12 protein-coding genes, 1 tRNA gene and 1 pseudogene are annotated in these 16,123 nt (G+C 59.4%); all 14 read left to right on the forward strand.

Annotation, left to right across the window (positions count from 1 at the left end):
• Positions 1-155: pseudogene (gene tuf / locus IB234_RS23605) on the forward strand (elongation factor Tu); the annotation flags it as partial.
• 53 nt (positions 156-208) lie between these two features.
• Positions 209-284 (forward strand) — tRNA-Trp (locus IB234_RS23610).
• Between the two features lie 49 nt (positions 285-333).
• Positions 334-702 carry a preprotein translocase subunit SecE gene (gene secE, locus IB234_RS23615; RefSeq protein ID WP_192322301.1) on the forward strand — a complete coding sequence of 123 codons (369 nt, stop codon included), beginning with the start codon at positions 334-336 and terminating at the stop codon, positions 700-702.
• A 9-nt stretch (positions 703-711) separates the two neighbouring features.
• On the forward strand, positions 712-1,245 hold the full coding sequence (gene nusG, locus IB234_RS23620) for a transcription termination/antitermination protein NusG (RefSeq protein ID WP_021702718.1): 534 nt from the start codon (positions 712-714) through the stop codon (positions 1,243-1,245).
• A 118-nt stretch (positions 1,246-1,363) separates the two neighbouring features.
• Positions 1,364-1,795, forward strand: coding sequence for a 50S ribosomal protein L11 (gene rplK / locus IB234_RS23625; RefSeq protein WP_004373444.1), 432 nt, complete (start codon positions 1,364-1,366; stop codon positions 1,793-1,795).
• The gene (gene rplA / locus IB234_RS23630) at positions 1,795-2,490 is read left to right on the forward strand and encodes a 50S ribosomal protein L1 (RefSeq protein ID WP_192322302.1); all 696 of its coding nucleotides are present in this window, start codon (positions 1,795-1,797) and stop codon (positions 2,488-2,490) included. The genes rplK and rplA overlap by 1 nt, the downstream gene beginning before the upstream one ends.
• 211 nt (positions 2,491-2,701) lie before the next feature.
• Positions 2,702-3,202, forward strand: a complete 501-nt coding sequence (gene rplJ, locus IB234_RS23635; protein ID WP_192322303.1) for a 50S ribosomal protein L10 — start codon at positions 2,702-2,704, stop codon at positions 3,200-3,202.
• 80 nt (positions 3,203-3,282) lie between these two features.
• Positions 3,283-3,651 carry a 50S ribosomal protein L7/L12 gene (gene rplL / locus IB234_RS23640; RefSeq protein WP_192322304.1) on the forward strand — a complete coding sequence of 123 codons (369 nt, stop codon included), beginning with the start codon at positions 3,283-3,285 and terminating at the stop codon, positions 3,649-3,651.
• Positions 3,652-3,872: 221 nt separating this feature from the next.
• A complete protein-coding gene (gene rpoB, locus IB234_RS23645) occupies positions 3,873-7,946 on the forward strand; it encodes a DNA-directed RNA polymerase subunit beta (protein ID WP_192322305.1) in 4,074 nt (1,357 codons plus the stop codon).
• A 56-nt stretch (positions 7,947-8,002) separates the two neighbouring features.
• A complete protein-coding gene (gene rpoC / locus IB234_RS23650; protein WP_192322306.1) occupies positions 8,003-12,202 on the forward strand; it encodes a DNA-directed RNA polymerase subunit beta' in 4,200 nt (1,399 codons plus the stop codon).
• Positions 12,203-12,358: 156 nt separating this feature from the next.
• Entirely contained in the window at positions 12,359-12,730 is a 372-nt protein-coding gene (gene rpsL, locus IB234_RS23655; protein ID WP_110683332.1) for a 30S ribosomal protein S12, read from the forward strand.
• A 104-nt stretch (positions 12,731-12,834) separates the two neighbouring features.
• A complete protein-coding gene (gene rpsG, locus IB234_RS23660) occupies positions 12,835-13,305 on the forward strand; it encodes a 30S ribosomal protein S7 (RefSeq protein WP_192322307.1) in 471 nt (156 codons plus the stop codon).
• Positions 13,306-13,335: 30 nt separating this feature from the next.
• Positions 13,336-15,483, forward strand: a complete 2,148-nt coding sequence (fusA, locus tag IB234_RS23665; RefSeq protein WP_192322308.1) for an elongation factor G — start codon at positions 13,336-13,338, stop codon at positions 15,481-15,483.
• A 30-nt stretch (positions 15,484-15,513) separates the two neighbouring features.
• On the forward strand, positions 15,514-16,123 hold a 610-nt coding region (locus IB234_RS23670), incomplete at its 3' end, for a GTP-binding protein (RefSeq protein WP_192322309.1).

Raw genomic sequence — 16,123 nt, forward strand, 5'->3', positions numbered from 1 at the left:
TGCCGGAAGGCGTTGAGATGGTCATGCCGGGCGACAACATCAAAATGGTTGTCACCCTGATCAAACCGATCGCGATGGACGACGGCCTGCGTTTCGCAATTCGCGAAGGCGGCCGTACCGTTGGTGCCGGCGTGGTTGCCAAGGTTATCGAGTAATCGATTGATCTAGCATGGTAAGGCCGGCATAATGGTCGGCCTTACTCCGTTTTAGGCCAGTAGCTCAATTGGCAGAGCGGCGGTCTCCAAAACCGCAGGTTGGGGGTTCGATTCCCTCCTGGCCTGCCAGATTCCTGAATAGAAGTGGATCTGGCGTTTCTTTCGACAGGGTTTTCTCATGAATGCCAAGGCTGAAGCTCAAAACTCCCGCTTTGATGTGCTGAAGTGGTTCGTGGCAGCCGCTCTAGTCGTCGCTGGTGTTGTCGGCAATCAGTATTTCTCGGCTGAACCGCTTTTGTATCGCGTGCTGGCTCTGCTGGCTCTCGCTGCAGTTGTCGGTTTTGTCGCGTTGCAGACCGCGAAAGGTCAGGCGTTCTTTGCTCTGGCAAAAGAGGCGCGTATCGAGATTCGCAAAGTTGTCTGGCCGACTCGCCAGGAGACTACTCAAACCACTCTGATCGTGGTTGCGGTTGTCCTGGTGATGTCGCTGGTCCTGTGGGGCTTGGATAGCCTGCTGGGTTGGCTTGTTTCGTTGATTGTCGGTTAAGGGTGTCCCGTGGCTAAGCGTTGGTACGTTGTGCATGCTTACTCGGGTTACGAGAAGCATGTCATGCGCTCGCTGATCGAGCGCGTCAAGCTGGCTGGCATGGAAGACGAGTTCGGCGAAATTCTGGTTCCCACTGAAGAAGTGGTGGAGATGCGTAACGGCCAGAAGCGCAAAAGCGAGCGTAAGTTCTTCCCTGGCTATGTGCTGGTTCAGATGGAAATGAACGAGGCAACTTGGCACTTGATCAAGGACACGCCGCGCGTCATGGGCTTCATTGGTGGTACTGCCGACAAGCCGGCGCCGATCACCGAGAAAGAGGCTGACGCTATCCTGCGTCGTGTTGCCGATAGTGGTGACAAGCCGAAGCCGAAGACTCTGTTCGAGCCAGGTGAGACTGTTCGTGTGATCGACGGGCCGTTCGCTGATTTCAATGGTGTCGTCGAAGAAGTTAACTACGAGAAAAGCCGGATCCAAGTGGCCGTGCTTATTTTCGGTCGCTCCACACCGGTGGAGTTGGAGTTCAGTCAGGTCGAAAAGGCATAACTGGACAATGCATCCCGTACCCCGCAGCCGCTGGCTGTGGGGTTTTTTCGTCACTGGGATAAATGCGTACTAACCGGGGAGCTTCGTTGAAGCGTCTGACCCGATATTGGAGTAGCTCATGGCTAAGAAGATTCAGGCTTACATCAAGCTGCAAGTAAAGGCCGGCCAGGCCAACCCGTCGCCGCCCGTTGGTCCTGCTCTGGGTCAGCACGGCGTGAACATCATGGAATTCTGCAAGGCGTTCAACGCCAAGACTCAGGGCATGGAACCTGGTCTGCCGACTCCTGTGATCATCACCGTTTACAGCGACCGGAGCTTCACCTTTGAAACCAAAAGCACCCCGGCTTCGGTGCTGCTGAAGAAGGCCGCCGGCCTGACCAGCGGTTCTGCTCGTCCGAACACCGTCAAAGTTGGCACCGTTACCCGTGCTCAGCTGGAAGAGATCGCCAAGACCAAGCAGGCCGATCTGACCGCAGCTGACCTGGATGCGGCCGTGCGCACCATCGCCGGCTCCGCGCGTAGCATGGGCCTCAACGTGGAGGGTGTGTAATGGCTAAGCTGACCAAGCGCCAGAAGGCTATCGCCGAGAAAGTAGAAGCCGGCAAGGCCTACAACTTCGAAGACGCCGCCAAACTGCTGGCTGAGCTGTCCACTGTCAAGTTCACCGAGTCCTTCGACGTTTCTGTGAACCTGGGTGTCGATCCGCGTAAATCCGACCAGGTTGTCCGTGGTGCCACCGTGCTGCCGAACGGCACTGGCAAAACCGTCCGCGTCGCTGTGTTCACCCAAGGTCCGGGCGCTGAAGCCGCTCTGGCTGCCGGCGCAGACAAAGTCGGTATGGACGAACTGGCTGCCGAGATGAAAGCTGGTGATCTGAACTACGACGTAGTCATCGCCTCGCCGGACGCCATGCGCGTCGTCGGTCAGCTGGGTCAGGTTCTCGGCCCGCGCGGTCTGATGCCGAACCCGAAAGTCGGCACCGTGACTCCGGACGTTGCTACCGCTGTCAAGAACGCCAAGGCTGGTCAGGTGCGTTTCCGTACCGACAAGAACGGCATCATCCACACCTCCATCGGCAAGATCGGCTTCGAAGCCGGCGCGCTGAAGCAGAACGTGGAAGCCCTGCTGGCTGACCTGAAGCGCCTGAAGCCGTCCACCTCCAAGGGTGTGTACGTCAAGCGCGTGACCCTGAGCACCACCATGGGTCCGGGTCTGGTGATTGATCAGGCTTCCCTGGAAGCCTAAGTGATTTGGCCGGCGGATTCGTTCGTCGGCCTCGAAAGATTGGGGTCCCTGCCTGGCGGGGGCTATCCAAGACCGTAGGTGGTGCAAGCCTTAAACCTCGGAGAGCGATCTCCAGAACCTACGCAGATGGTGCTCCCGATTCGTACCGAATCAGACACCAAAACGACGTCGAGCTCCGGCTCGACGAAACGGTAAATCCAGGAGTAAACCCGTGGCAATTAAACTCGAAGACAAGAAGGCCATCGTCGCTGAAGTCAACGAGGCTGCCAAAGCCGGTCTGTCCGCTGTTGTGGCTGATGCCCGTGGCGTGACTGTCGGCGCAATGACCGGACTCCGTAAAGAGGCCCGCGAAGCTGGCGTGTACGTACGTGTCGTACGTAACACCCTGCTCAAGCGCGCCGTTGAAGGCACTCAGTTCGACGTGCTCAACGACGTGTTCAAAGGCCCGACCCTTATCGCTTTCTCCAACGAGCACCCGGGCGCTGCTGCCCGTCTGTTCAAAGAGTTCGCCAAGGGTCAGGACAAGTTCGAGATCAAGGCAGCTGCGTTCGAGGGCAAGTTCCTCGCAGCAAACCAGATCGACGTACTGGCAACTCTGCCGACCCGCGACGAGGGTATCGCGCAGCTGATGAGCGTGATCCAAGGCGCCACCAGCAAGCTCGCTCGCACGCTGGCAGCTATTCGCGACCAGAAAGAAGCTGCTGCTGCCTAAGGCTGCGTGAGCGCTTTCGAAATCACATGTTTAATTTGATGGCTGTGTAGGCCGTCACCCCAATACAGGAATTCATAGTCATGTCTCTGACTAACGAGCAAATCATCGAAGCTATCGGCCAGAAATCCGTTGTGGAAATCGTTGAGCTGATCAAGGCGATGGAAGAAACCTTCGGTGTTACCGCCGCCGCTGCCACCGTTGCTGCTGCTGGCCCGGCTGCTGCCGCTGCTGAAGAGCAAACCGAGTTCAACGTCGTTCTGGCCGAAGCTGGCGACAAGAAAGTCAACGTGATCAAGGCTGTTCGCGAACTGACCGGTCTGGGTCTGAAAGAAGCCAAAGAGAAAGTTGACACCGCTCCGCAAGTCATCGCCGAAGGCCTGACCAAGGAAGCCGCTGAAGACGCCAAGAAGAAGCTGGAAGAAGCTGGCGCCAAGGTCGAGCTCAAGTAAGCTCGCGTCTTGCGTCTGCAGCCCGAGCGTTAAGCGAAAGGCTGATGGCTGGTGGCAGATGCCACCGGCCTTTTTCCGTTATGGGCGACGAGCCGAAAGGTAGTCGTCCATGGCGCGAAAACACCGCCCGAGGGCGGCGCAAACCAAGGGGTTTGCACGATTTTCTGGCCTTTGCCGTCGGCAGGGGCCAAACAAGCAGGTGACCAAGCTGGGGAACGCTGATGGCTTACTCATACACTGAGAAAAAACGTATCCGCAAGGACTTTAGCAAGTTGCCGGACGTGATGGATGTGCCGTATCTCCTGGCCATCCAGCTGGATTCGTATCGCGAATTCCTGCAGCAAGGAGTGAGCAAGGAGCAGTTCCGCGACGTTGGCCTGCATGCGGCCTTCAAGTCCGTATTCCCGATCATCAGCTACTCCGGCAACGCCGCTCTGGAGTACGTCGGCTATCGTCTCGGCGAGCCTGCGTTCGACGTCAAGGAGTGCGTGCTGCGTGGCGTGACCTTCGCTGTACCGCTGCGAGTCAAAGTCCGTCTGATCATCTTCGACAAAGAGTCGTCGAACAAAGCGATCAAGGACATCAAGGAACAAGAAGTCTACATGGGCGAAATTCCGCTCATGACCGAAAACGGTACCTTCATCATCAACGGTACCGAGCGCGTGATCGTCTCCCAGCTGCACCGCTCTCCGGGTGTGTTCTTCGACCACGATCGTGGCAAGACCCACAGCTCCGGTAAGCTGCTGTACTCGGCCCGCATCATTCCTTACCGTGGCTCCTGGCTGGACTTCGAGTTCGACCCGAAAGACGCTGTCTTCGTTCGTATCGACCGTCGCCGCAAGCTGCCGGCTTCCGTTCTGCTGCGCGCCCTGGGCTATAGCACCGAGGAAGTCCTGGATGCGTTCTACGACACCAACGTCTACCACGTGAAGGGTGAAACCCTGAACCTGGAGCTGGTGCCGCAGCGTCTGCGTGGCGAGATCGCCGCGTTCGACATCAAGGACGAGAAGGGCAAGGTCATCGTTGAGCAGGGTCGCCGTATCACCGCGCGCCACATCAATCAGATCGACAAGGCCGGCATCAAAGAGCTGGAAGTGCCGCTCGACTATGTGCTGGGGCGCACCACCGCCAAGGTCATTGTGCATCCGGCCACTGGTGAGATCGTGGCGGAGTGCAACACCGAGCTGACCACAGATGTGTTGGCGAAGATCGTCAAGGCACAGGTTGTTCGCATCGAGACCCTGTACACCAACGACATCGATTGCGGTCCGTTCATCTCCGACACGCTGAAAATCGACTCCACCGGCAACCAGCTGGAGGCCCTGGTCGAGATCTACCGCATGATGCGTCCTGGCGAGCCGCCAACCAAGGATGCTGCCGAGACTCTGTTCAACAACCTGTTCTTCAGCGCCGAGCGTTACGACCTGTCCGCCGTTGGCCGCATGAAGTTCAACCGCCGTATCGGTCGCACCGAGATCGAAGGCTCCGGCGTTCTGTCCAAAGAGGACATCGTCGACGTACTGAAGACTCTGGTCGACATCCGTAACGGCAAAGGCATCGTCGACGACATCGACCACCTGGGTAACCGTCGCGTACGTTGCGTCGGCGAGATGGCCGAGAACCAGTTCCGCGTTGGCCTAGTGCGTGTAGAGCGCGCGGTCAAAGAGCGTCTGTCGATGGCTGAAAGCGAAGGCCTGATGCCGCAGGACCTGATCAACGCCAAGCCGGTTGCGGCGGCGGTGAAAGAGTTCTTCGGTTCCAGCCAGCTCTCGCAGTTCATGGACCAGAACAACCCGCTCTCCGAGATCACCCACAAGCGCCGCGTCTCCGCACTCGGCCCAGGTGGTCTGACCCGTGAGCGCGCCGGCTTCGAAGTCCGCGACGTACACCCGACCCACTACGGTCGCGTGTGCCCGATCGAGACCCCTGAAGGTCCGAACATCGGTCTGATCAACTCCCTGGCCGCCTATGCCCGCACCAACCAGTACGGCTTCCTGGAAAGCCCGTACCGCGTGGTGAAGGATACCCAGGTCACCGACGAGATCGTGTTCCTGTCCGCCATCGAAGAGGCCGATCACGTGATCGCCCAGGCTTCGGCGACCATGAACGCCAAGGGCCAGCTGGTCGACGAACTGGTGAACGTGCGTCACCTCAACGAGTTCACCGTCAAGGCGCCGGAAGACGTGACCCTGATGGACGTGTCGCCGAAGCAGGTCGTTTCCGTCGCTGCCTCGCTGATTCCGTTCCTCGAGCACGACGACGCCAACCGTGCACTCATGGGTTCGAACATGCAGCGTCAGGCCGTGCCGACCCTGCGTGCCGACAAGCCGCTGGTCGGTACCGGCATGGAGCGCAACGTCGCCCGTGACTCCGGTGTCTGCGTCGTGGCCCGTCGTGGTGGCGTGATCGACTCCGTCGACGCCAGCCGTATCGTGGTTCGTGTAGCCGACGACGAAGTCGAAACCGGTGAAGCCGGTGTCGACATCTACAACCTGACCAAGTACACCCGCTCCAACCAGAACACCTGCATCAACCAGCGTCCGCTGGTGAGCAAGGGTGACAAGGTTTCGCGCGGCGACATCATGGCCGACGGTCCGTCCACCGATATGGGTGAGCTGGCTCTGGGTCAGAACATGCGCGTGGCGTTCATGCCGTGGAACGGCTTCAACTTCGAAGACTCCATCTGCCTGTCCGAGCGCGTGGTCCAGGAAGACCGCTTCACCACGATCCACATCCAGGAACTGACCTGTGTGGCCCGTGACACCAAGCTTGGCCCAGAGGAAATCACCGCGGACATCCCGAACGTGGGTGAGGCTGCGCTGAACAAGCTGGACGAAGCCGGTATCGTTTACGTCGGCGCCGAAGTACTGGCGGGCGACATCCTGGTCGGCAAGGTCACTCCGAAAGGCGAGACCCAGCTGACTCCGGAAGAGAAGCTGCTGCGTGCGATCTTCGGTGAGAAGGCGTCCGACGTTAAGGACACCTCCCTGCGCGTGCCGACCGGCACCAAAGGTACCGTCATCGACGTACAGGTCTTCACCCGTGACGGCGTCGAGCGCGACAGCCGCGCCCTGGCCATCGAGAAGCAGCAACTCGACGAGATCCGCAAGGACCTCAACGAAGAGTTCCGCATCGTCGAAGGTGCGACCTTCGAGCGTCTGCGTTCCGCCCTGGTGGGTGCCAAGGCCGAAGGCGGTGCTGGCCTGAAGAAAGGCGCTGTCATCGATGACGCCTACCTGGACGGTCTGGAGCGCGGTCAGTGGTTCAAGCTGCGCATGGCCGACGACGCCCTGAACGAGCAGCTGGAGAAGGCCCAGGCCTACATCAGCGACCGTCGCCAGCTGCTGGACGACAAGTTCGAAGACAAGAAGCGCAAGCTGCAGCAGGGCGATGACCTGGCTCCGGGCGTCCTGAAGATCGTCAAGGTCTACCTGGCCATCAAGCGTCGCATCCAGCCGGGCGACAAGATGGCCGGTCGTCACGGTAACAAGGGTGTGGTCTCCGTGATCATGCCGGTCGAAGACATGCCGCACGATGCCAATGGCACCCCGGTCGACATCGTCCTCAACCCGCTGGGCGTACCGTCGCGTATGAACGTCGGTCAGATCCTCGAAACCCACTTGGGCCTGGCGGCCAAGGGCCTGGGCGAGAAGATCAATCGCATGCTCGAAGAGCAGCGCAAGATCGCCGAGCTGCGCAAGTTCCTCAACGAGATCTACAACGAGATCGGTGGTCGTCAGGAAAGCCTGGATACCTTCTCCGATACCGAGATCCTGGATCTGGCGAAGAACCTGAAGGGCGGCGTGCCGATGGCTACCGCCGTGTTCGACGGTGCCAAGGAAAGCGAGATCAAGGCCATGCTGAAGCTGGCCGATCTGCCGGAAAGCGGCCAGATGCGCCTGACCGACGGCCGTACCGGTAACCAGTTCGAGCGTCCGACCACCGTCGGTTACATGTACATGCTCAAGCTGAACCACCTGGTCGACGACAAGATGCACGCTCGTTCCACCGGTTCCTACAGCCTGGTTACCCAGCAGCCGCTGGGTGGTAAGGCGCAGTTCGGTGGTCAGCGCTTCGGTGAGATGGAGGTCTGGGCGCTGGAAGCCTACGGCGCCGCCTACACCCTGCAGGAAATGCTGACCGTGAAGTCGGACGACGTGAACGGCCGGACCAAGATGTACAAGAACATCGTGGACGGCGATCACCGCATGGAGGCCGGCATGCCCGAGTCCTTCAACGTGTTGATCAAAGAGATCCGTTCGCTCGGTATCGACATCGAACTGGAAACCGAATAACACGCCTTGCTGCGGCCGCACCGTCGGCCGCAGCGAGTCTGTGAGGAGGAAAGGCCTTGAAAGACTTGCTGAATCTGTTGAAAAACCAGGGTCAGGTTGAAGAGTTCGATGCGATCCGTATCGGTCTGGCTTCGCCTGAGATGATCCGCTCCTGGTCTTTCGGTGAAGTTAAAAAACCGGAAACCATCAACTACCGTACCTTCAAGCCCGAGCGTGATGGCCTGTTCTGCGCCAAGATCTTTGGCCCGGTCAAGGACTACGAGTGCCTGTGCGGTAAGTACAAGCGCCTCAAGCATCGCGGCGTGATCTGCGAGAAGTGCGGCGTGGAAGTGGCCCTGGCCAAGGTCCGTCGTGAGCGCATGGCGCACATCGAACTGGCTTCGCCGGTCGCCCACATCTGGTTCCTGAAGTCCCTGCCGTCCCGTATCGGCCTGCTGCTGGACATGACCCTGCGTGACATCGAGCGCGTGCTCTATTTCGAGAGCTACGTAGTGATCGATCCGGGCATGACCACCCTGGAGAAGGGCCAGCTGCTGAACGACGAGCAGTACTTCGAAGCCCTCGAAGAGTTCGGTGACGACTTCGACGCGCGTATGGGCGCCGAGGCCGTTCGCGAGCTGCTCAACGCCATCGACCTGGATCACGAGATCGGCCGCCTGCGCGAAGAGATTCCGCAGACCAACTCCGAGACCAAGATCAAGAAGCTGTCCAAGCGCCTGAAGCTGATGGAAGCCTTCAAGGACTCCGGTAACCACCCGGAGTGGATGGTCCTGACCGTCCTGCCGGTACTGCCGCCGGACCTGCGTCCGCTGGTTCCGCTGGATGGCGGCCGCTTCGCGACTTCCGATCTGAACGATCTGTACCGTCGCGTGATCAACCGTAACAACCGTCTGAAGCGTCTGCTTGACCTGGCCGCTCCGGACATCATCGTGCGCAACGAAAAGCGCATGCTGCAGGAAGCGGTCGACGCCCTGCTCGACAACGGCCGTCGCGGTCGCGCCATCACTGGCTCGAACAAGCGTCCGCTGAAGTCCCTGGCCGACATGATCAAAGGTAAGCAAGGTCGCTTCCGTCAGAACCTGCTCGGTAAGCGCGTGGACTACTCCGGTCGTTCCGTGATCACTGTGGGCCCGACCCTGCGCCTGCACCAGTGCGGTCTGCCGAAGAAGATGGCTCTCGAGCTGTTCAAGCCGTTCATTTTCGGCAAGCTCGAAGCCCGTGGCATGGCCACCACCATCAAAGCGGCCAAGAAAATGGTCGAGCGCGAACTGCCTGAGGTTTGGGACGTTCTCGCCGAAGTTATCCGCGAACACCCCGTGCTGCTCAACCGCGCACCGACCCTGCACCGTCTGGGCATCCAGGCGTTCGAACCGGTTCTGATCGAAGGTAAAGCCATCCAGCTGCACCCTCTGGTCTGCGCCGCGTACAACGCCGACTTCGACGGTGACCAGATGGCCGTGCACGTTCCGCTGACCCTCGAGGCCCAGCTGGAAGCGCGCGCGCTGATGATGTCGACCAACAACGTACTGTCGCCCGCCAACGGCGAGCCGATCATCGTGCCGTCGCAGGACGTGGTTCTGGGTCTGTACTACATGACCCGTGAAGCCGTTAACGCCAAAGGCGAAGGTCGCGTATTCGCCGACCTGCAGGAAGTCGACCGCGTATTCCGCGCCGGCGAGGCTTCTCTGCACGCTAAGGTCAAGGTACGCATCAACGAGACCGTCAAGCAGAAGGACGGCAGCCTGGTCAAGAACACCCGCATCGTCGACACCACCGTCGGCCGCGCGCTGCTGTTCCAGATCGTACCAGCCGGCCTGTCCTATGACGTGGTCAACCAGTCGATGAAGAAGAAGGCGATCTCCAAGCTGATCAACCAGTGCTACCGCACTGTGGGTCTGAAGGACACCGTGATCTTCGCCGACCAGCTGATGTACACCGGTTTCGCCTACTCGACCATCTCCGGTGTGTCGATCGGCGTGAACGACTTCGTCATCCCGGATGAGAAGGCGCGCATCATCGACGCCGCCACCGAGGAAGTGAAGGAAATCGAATCGCAGTACGCCTCCGGCCTGGTCACCCAGGGCGAGAAGTACAACAAGGTGATCGACCTCTGGTCCAAGGCCAACGACGAAGTGTCTAAGGCGATGATGGCCAACCTCTCGAAAGAGAAGGTCATCGACCGCGAAGGCAAAGAAGTCGACCAGGAGTCCTTCAACTCCATGTACATGATGGCGGACTCCGGTGCTCGTGGTAGCGCCGCCCAGATCCGTCAGCTGGCCGGTATGCGTGGTCTGATGGCCAAACCGGACGGCTCCATCATCGAGACGCCGATCACCGCGAACTTCCGTGAAGGCTTGAACGTACTGCAGTACTTCATCTCCACTCACGGTGCTCGTAAAGGTCTGGCGGATACCGCACTGAAGACCGCGAACTCTGGTTACCTGACCCGTCGCCTGGTCGACGTGGCCCAGGACCTGGTCGTGACCGAAGTTGACTGCGGTACCGAGCACGGTCTGCTGATGACTCCGCACATCGAAGGCGGCGACGTGGTTGAGCCGCTCGGCGAGCGAGTACTTGGCCGTGTGATTGCCAAGGATGTGCCGAGGCCGGGTAGCGACGAGATCATCGTTCCAGCCGGTACGCTGGTTGACGAGAAGTGGGTCGAGTTCATCGAGCGCAACAGCATCGATGAAGTGGTCGTGCGTTCGCCGATCAGTTGTGAAACCCGCTATGGCATCTGCGCCAAGTGCTACGGCCGCGACCTGGCCCGTGGTCACCAGGTGAACATCGGTGAAGCGGTTGGCGTTATCGCCGCCCAGTCCATCGGTGAGCCGGGTACCCAGCTGACCATGCGTACGTTCCACATCGGTGGTGCCGCCAGCCGTACTTCGGCTGCTGACAGCATTCAGGTGAAGAATGGCGGCGCGATCCGTCTGCATAACCTGAAGCACGTCGAGCGTGCCGACGGCGCCCTGGTCGCGGTCTCGCGCTCCGGTGAGCTGGCCATCGCCGATGAGTTCGGCCGCGAGCGCGAGCGCTACAAGCTGCCGTACGGTGCCGTGATTTCCGTGAAGGAAGGCGACAAGGTCGACGCTGGCGCCATCGTCGCCAAGTGGGACCCGCACACCCACCCGATCGTGACCGAAATGAAGGGTACTGTGACCTTCGTCGGCATGGAGGAGGGCATCACCATCAAGCGCCAGACCGACGAACTGACCGGTCTGACCAACATCGAGGTGCTGGATCCGAAAGATCGTCCGGCCGCTGGCAAGGACATTCGTCCGGCGATCAAGATGGTCGACGCGAACGGCAAGGAATTGCTGCTGCCAGGTACCGACGTACCGGCCCAGTACTTCCTGCCGGCCAACGCCTTGGTCGGTGTGGCCGACGGTGCGCAGATCGGTGTGGGTGACGTTATCGCCCGTATCCCGCAGGAAACCTCGAAGACCCGCGACATCACCGGTGGTCTGCCGCGCGTTGCCGACCTGTTCGAAGCCCGTCGTCCGAAAGAGGCTTCGATCCTGGCGGAGATCAGCGGCACCATCGCCTTCGGCAAGGAGACCAAGGGCAAGCGCCGCCTGGTCATCACCCCGACCGATGGCAGCGACCCCTACGAGGAGCTGATTCCGAAGTGGCGTCACCTGAACGTCTTCGAAGGCGAACAAGTGAACCGCGGCGAAGTTATCTCCGACGGCCCGAGCGATCCGCACGACATCCTGCGTCTGCTGGGTGTGAGCGCGCTGGCCAAGTACATCGTCAACGAGATCCAGGACGTTTACCGTCTGCAGGGCGTGAAGATCAACGACAAGCACATCGAGACCATTCTGCGTCAGATGCTGCGTAAGGTTGAGATCAGCGAATCCGGCGACTCCAGCTTCATCAAGGGCGACCAGATGGAACTGACCCACGTCCTGGGCGAGAACGAAGTGCTGGCCGGCGAAGACAAGTTCATCGCCAAGTTCGAGCGCGTTCTGCTGGGTATCACCAAGGCCTCGCTGTCCACCGAGTCGTTCATCTCCGCGGCTTCCTTCCAGGAAACCACTCGCGTACTGACCGAAGCGGCTGTGACCGGCAAGCGCGACTACCTGCGCGGCCTGAAGGAGAACGTTGTTGTGGGTCGTCTTATTCCGGCCGGTACCGGCCTGGCCTACCACAGCGAGCGTAAGCGTCGTCGTGAAGCCGACAAGCCTCAGCGCGTGAGCGCGAGCGAGGTCGAAGCGGCTCTGACCGAAGCGCTGAACTCCAGCGGCAACTGATCGGATAGGGCCCTGGGCGAGCAATCGCCCGGGGCCTTGTCTTGACTGGGGGTGGGAGTCTCTTTAGACTCATGCACCCCTAAATTTGGCAGGGCGACTAGCTCTGCCATTTTGCTTTAGGGCAATAGCGTCGAAAGACAACAGTGGAGCTTATAGATGGCAACTATCAACCAGCTGGTACGCCAGCCGCGCAAGCGTCTCGTCGAGAAGAGCGACGTGCCTGCGCTGCAGAACTGCCCGCAGCGTCGTGGCGTGTGCACTCGCGTGTACACCACCACGCCGAAAAAACCGAACTCCGCACTGCGTAAAGTGTGCCGTGTTCGTCTGACCAACGGTTTTGAAGTCACCTCCTACATCGGCGGTGAAGGTCACAACCTGCAAGAGCACAGCGTCGTGCTGATCCGTGGCGGTCGTGTAAAAGACCTTCCGGGTGTGCGCTACCACACCGTGCGCGGTTCGCTGGACACCACTGGTGTCAAAGACCGTAAGCAGGGTCGCTCCAAGTACGGTACCAAGCGTCCGAAGTAATTCGGCTCGCCATTTTTCTTTTTATTGAGTCGATAAGAGTAAGGTCGGGCGTAACCTGTTGGTTATGGTCCCGGGCTAACCTGAAGACCGTTTGAGGGCTTATCATGCCAAGACGTCGTGTAGCAGCTAAGCGTGAGATTCTGGACGATCCGAAATACGGAAGCCTGATCCTCGCCAAATTCATGAACCACGTGATGGAAAGCGGCAAGAAGGCTGTCGCCGAGCGCATCGTTTACGGTGCCCTGGAGACTGTCAAAACCCGCAAGAACACCGACCCCCTGGAAGTCTTCGAGAAAGCTCTCGACGCCATCGCTCCGCTGGTCGAAGTTAAGTCCCGCCGTGTAGGCGGTGCTACCTACCAGGTTCCGGTCGAAGTTCGTCCGTCCCGTCGTAATGCTCTGGCCATGCGTTGGCTGGTGGAGAGCGCGCGTAAGCGTGGTGAGAAGTCCATGGCTCTGCGCCTGGCTGGCGAGTTGCTGGATGCCTTCGAAGGCAAAGGCGCTGCCGTCAAGAAGCGTGAAGACGTGCACCGTATGGCTGAGGCCAACAAAGCGTTCTCGCACTACCGCTTCTAATTACGGCTTCAATACTTCTGCGAGGGCTTTATGGCTCGTAATACAGCAATCAACCGCTACCGGAACATTGGTATCTGCGCCCACGTTGACGCGGGCAAGACCACCACTACCGAGCGGATCCTGTTCTACACAGGTCTCAGCCACAAGATGGGTGAGGTGCACGACGGCGCTGCTACCACCGACTGGATGGTGCAGGAGCAGGAGCGTGGTATCACCATTACCTCGGCGGCGATCACTACCTTCTGGGAAGGTTCGCGCGGCCAGTACGACAAGTACCGCGTAAACGTCATCGACACCCCTGGCCACGTAGACTTCACCATTGAAGTTGAGCGCTCCCTGCGCGTACTGGACGGTGCTGTCGTGGTGTTCTGCGGCACCTCCGGCGTTGAGCCGCAGTCCGAGACCGTGTGGCGTCAGGCCAACAAATACGGTGTTCCGCGTATCGTCTACGTGAACAAGATGGACCGCGCTGGTGCCAACTTCCTGCGCGTTGTCGGTCAGATCAAGAACCGCCTGGGTCACACTCCGGTTCCGGTTCAGCTGGCCATTGGTGCGGAAGATGACTTCCAGGGTCAGGTTGACCTGATCAAGATGAAGGCCATCTACTGGAACGAAGACGACAAGGGTACCTCCTACCGCGAGGAAGAGATTCCTGCCGAGCTGGTGGACCTGGCTAACGAGTGGCGCAGCAACATGGTCGAGGCGGCTGCCGAGGCCAGCGAAGAGCTGATGAACAAGTACCTGGAAGAGGGTGAGCTGTCGATCGAAGAGATCAAGGCCGGCCTGCGTCAGCGTACTATTGCCTGCGAAATCGTTCCTGCTGTTTGCGGCTCCTCGTTCAAGAACAAGGGCGTGCCCCTGGTTCTCGACGCCGTCATCGATTTCCTGCCTGCTCCGACCGAGATTCCGGCTATCAAGGGTATCCACCCAGACCTGGCTGACACTCCGAAGGACGAGGTTACCGAAGATCAGCTCGACGAGCGTCAGGCTGACGACGCCGCGCCGTTCTCCGCTCTGGCGTTCAAGATCGCTACCGACCCGTTCGTAGGTACTCTGACCTTCGTTCGCGTCTACTCGGGCGTTCTGGAGTCTGGTAACTCGGTTATCAACTCCGTGAAAGGCAAGAAAGAGCGCGTTGGTCGTATGGTGCAGATGCACGCCAACCAGCGTGACGAGATCAAAGAAGTGCGCGCTGGCGACATCGCGGCTCTGATCGGCATGAAGGACGTCACCACCGGTGACACCCTGTGCGACATCGACAAGCCAATCATCCTCGAGCGTATGGACTTCCCGGAGCCGGTAATCTCGGTAGCTGTTGAGCCGAAGACCAAGGCTGACCAGGAGAAGATGGGTATCGCCCTCGGCAAGCTGGCCCAGGAAGACCCGTCGTTCCGCGTCAAGACCGACGAAGAAACCGGCCAGACCATCATCTCCGGTATGGGTGAGCTGCACCTGGACATCCTCGTCGACCGCATGAAGCGCGAGTTCGGCGTTGAGGCCAACATCGGCAAGCCGCAGGTTTCCTACCGCGAAACCATCTCCAAGGACAATGTCGAGATCGAAGGCAAGTTCGTTCGTCAGTCCGGTGGTCGCGGTCAGTTCGGTCACTGCTGGATTCGTTTCTCGACTCCGGACGTGGATGACAAGGGCAACATCACCGAAGGTCTGGTGTTCGTCAACGAAGTCGTCGGTGGTGTGGTTCCGAAGGAATACATTCCGGCGATCCAGAAAGGTATCGAAGAGCAGATGAAGAACGGCGTTGTTGCCGGTTATCCGCTCATCGGCCTGAAGGCCACTGTGTTCGATGGTTCCTACCACGACGTCGACTCCAACGAGATGGCGTTCAAGATTGCTGCCTCCATGGCGACCAAGCAACTGGCCCAGAAGGGCGGTGGTAAAGTGCTTGAGCCGATCATGCGGGTAGAGGTGGTGACTCCTGAGGACTACATGGGTGACGTGATGGGTGACCTGAACCGTCGTCGTGGTCTGATCCAGGGTATGGAAGATTCGGTTTCCGGTAAGGTGATCCGTGCCGAGGTTCCGCTGGGCGAGATGTTCGGTTATGCGACCGACGTTCGTTCCATGTCCCAGGGTCGCGCAAGCTACTCTATGGAATTCTCCAAGTACGCCGAAGCTCCGTCGAACATCGTCGAAGCACTGGTTAAAAAACAAGGCTAACCCCGCCCTTTAAGTAAGAGGTTTACTGTCGTGGCTAAGGAAAAATTCGAACGTAACAAACCGCACGTCAACGTTGGCACCATCGGTCACGTTGACCACGGTAAAACCACTCTGACCGCTGCTCTGACCCGCGTTTGCTCCGAAGTATTCGGTAGCGCCAAGGTCGACTTCGACAAGATCGACTCGGCTCCGGAAGAGAAGGCTCGTGGTATCACCATCAACACCGCTCACGTTGAGTACGACTCGGCCGTGCGTCACTACGCGCACGTTGACTGCCCGGGCCACGCCGACTACGTGAAGAACATGATCACCGGTGCTGCGCAGATGGACGGCGCTATCCTGGTTTGCTCGGCCGCCGATGGCCCGATGCCGCAAACCCGTGAGCACATCCTGCTGTCCCGTCAGGTAGGCGTTCCTTACATCGTTGTCTTCCTAAACAAGGCTGACATGGTGGATGACGCTGAGCTGCTGGAACTGGTTGAGATGGAAGTTCGCGACCTGCTGTCCACCTATGACTTCCCGGGCGACGACACTCCGATCATCATCGGCTCCGCGCTGATGGCTCTGAACGGCCAAGACGACAACGAAATGGGTACCAGTGCTGTTAAGAAGCTGGTCGAGACTCTGGATGCCTACATCC

It is taken from the genome of Pseudomonas sp. PDM16 (genome assembly GCF_014851865.1).
Classification (GTDB): domain Bacteria; phylum Pseudomonadota; class Gammaproteobacteria; order Pseudomonadales; family Pseudomonadaceae; genus Aquipseudomonas.

Excerpts from the sequence above, each read along its gene's own strand:
- rplA (WP_192322302.1), top strand. The coding sequence starts at position 1,795 with ATGGCTAAGCTGACCAAGCGCCAGAAGGCTATCGCCGAGAAAGTAGAA.
- rplK (WP_004373444.1), top strand. The coding sequence starts at position 1,364 with ATGGCTAAGAAGATTCAGGCTTACATCAAGCTGCAAGTAAAGGCCGGC.
- fusA (WP_192322308.1), top strand. The coding sequence starts at position 13,336 with ATGGCTCGTAATACAGCAATCAACCGCTACCGGAACATTGGTATCTGC.
- rpsL (WP_110683332.1), top strand. The coding sequence starts at position 12,359 with ATGGCAACTATCAACCAGCTGGTACGCCAGCCGCGCAAGCGTCTCGTC.
- rplL (WP_192322304.1), top strand. The coding sequence starts at position 3,283 with ATGTCTCTGACTAACGAGCAAATCATCGAAGCTATCGGCCAGAAATCC.
- rpoB (WP_192322305.1), top strand. The coding sequence starts at position 3,873 with ATGGCTTACTCATACACTGAGAAAAAACGTATCCGCAAGGACTTTAGC.
- rpsG (WP_192322307.1), top strand. The coding sequence starts at position 12,835 with ATGCCAAGACGTCGTGTAGCAGCTAAGCGTGAGATTCTGGACGATCCG.
- secE (WP_192322301.1), top strand. The coding sequence starts at position 334 with ATGAATGCCAAGGCTGAAGCTCAAAACTCCCGCTTTGATGTGCTGAAG.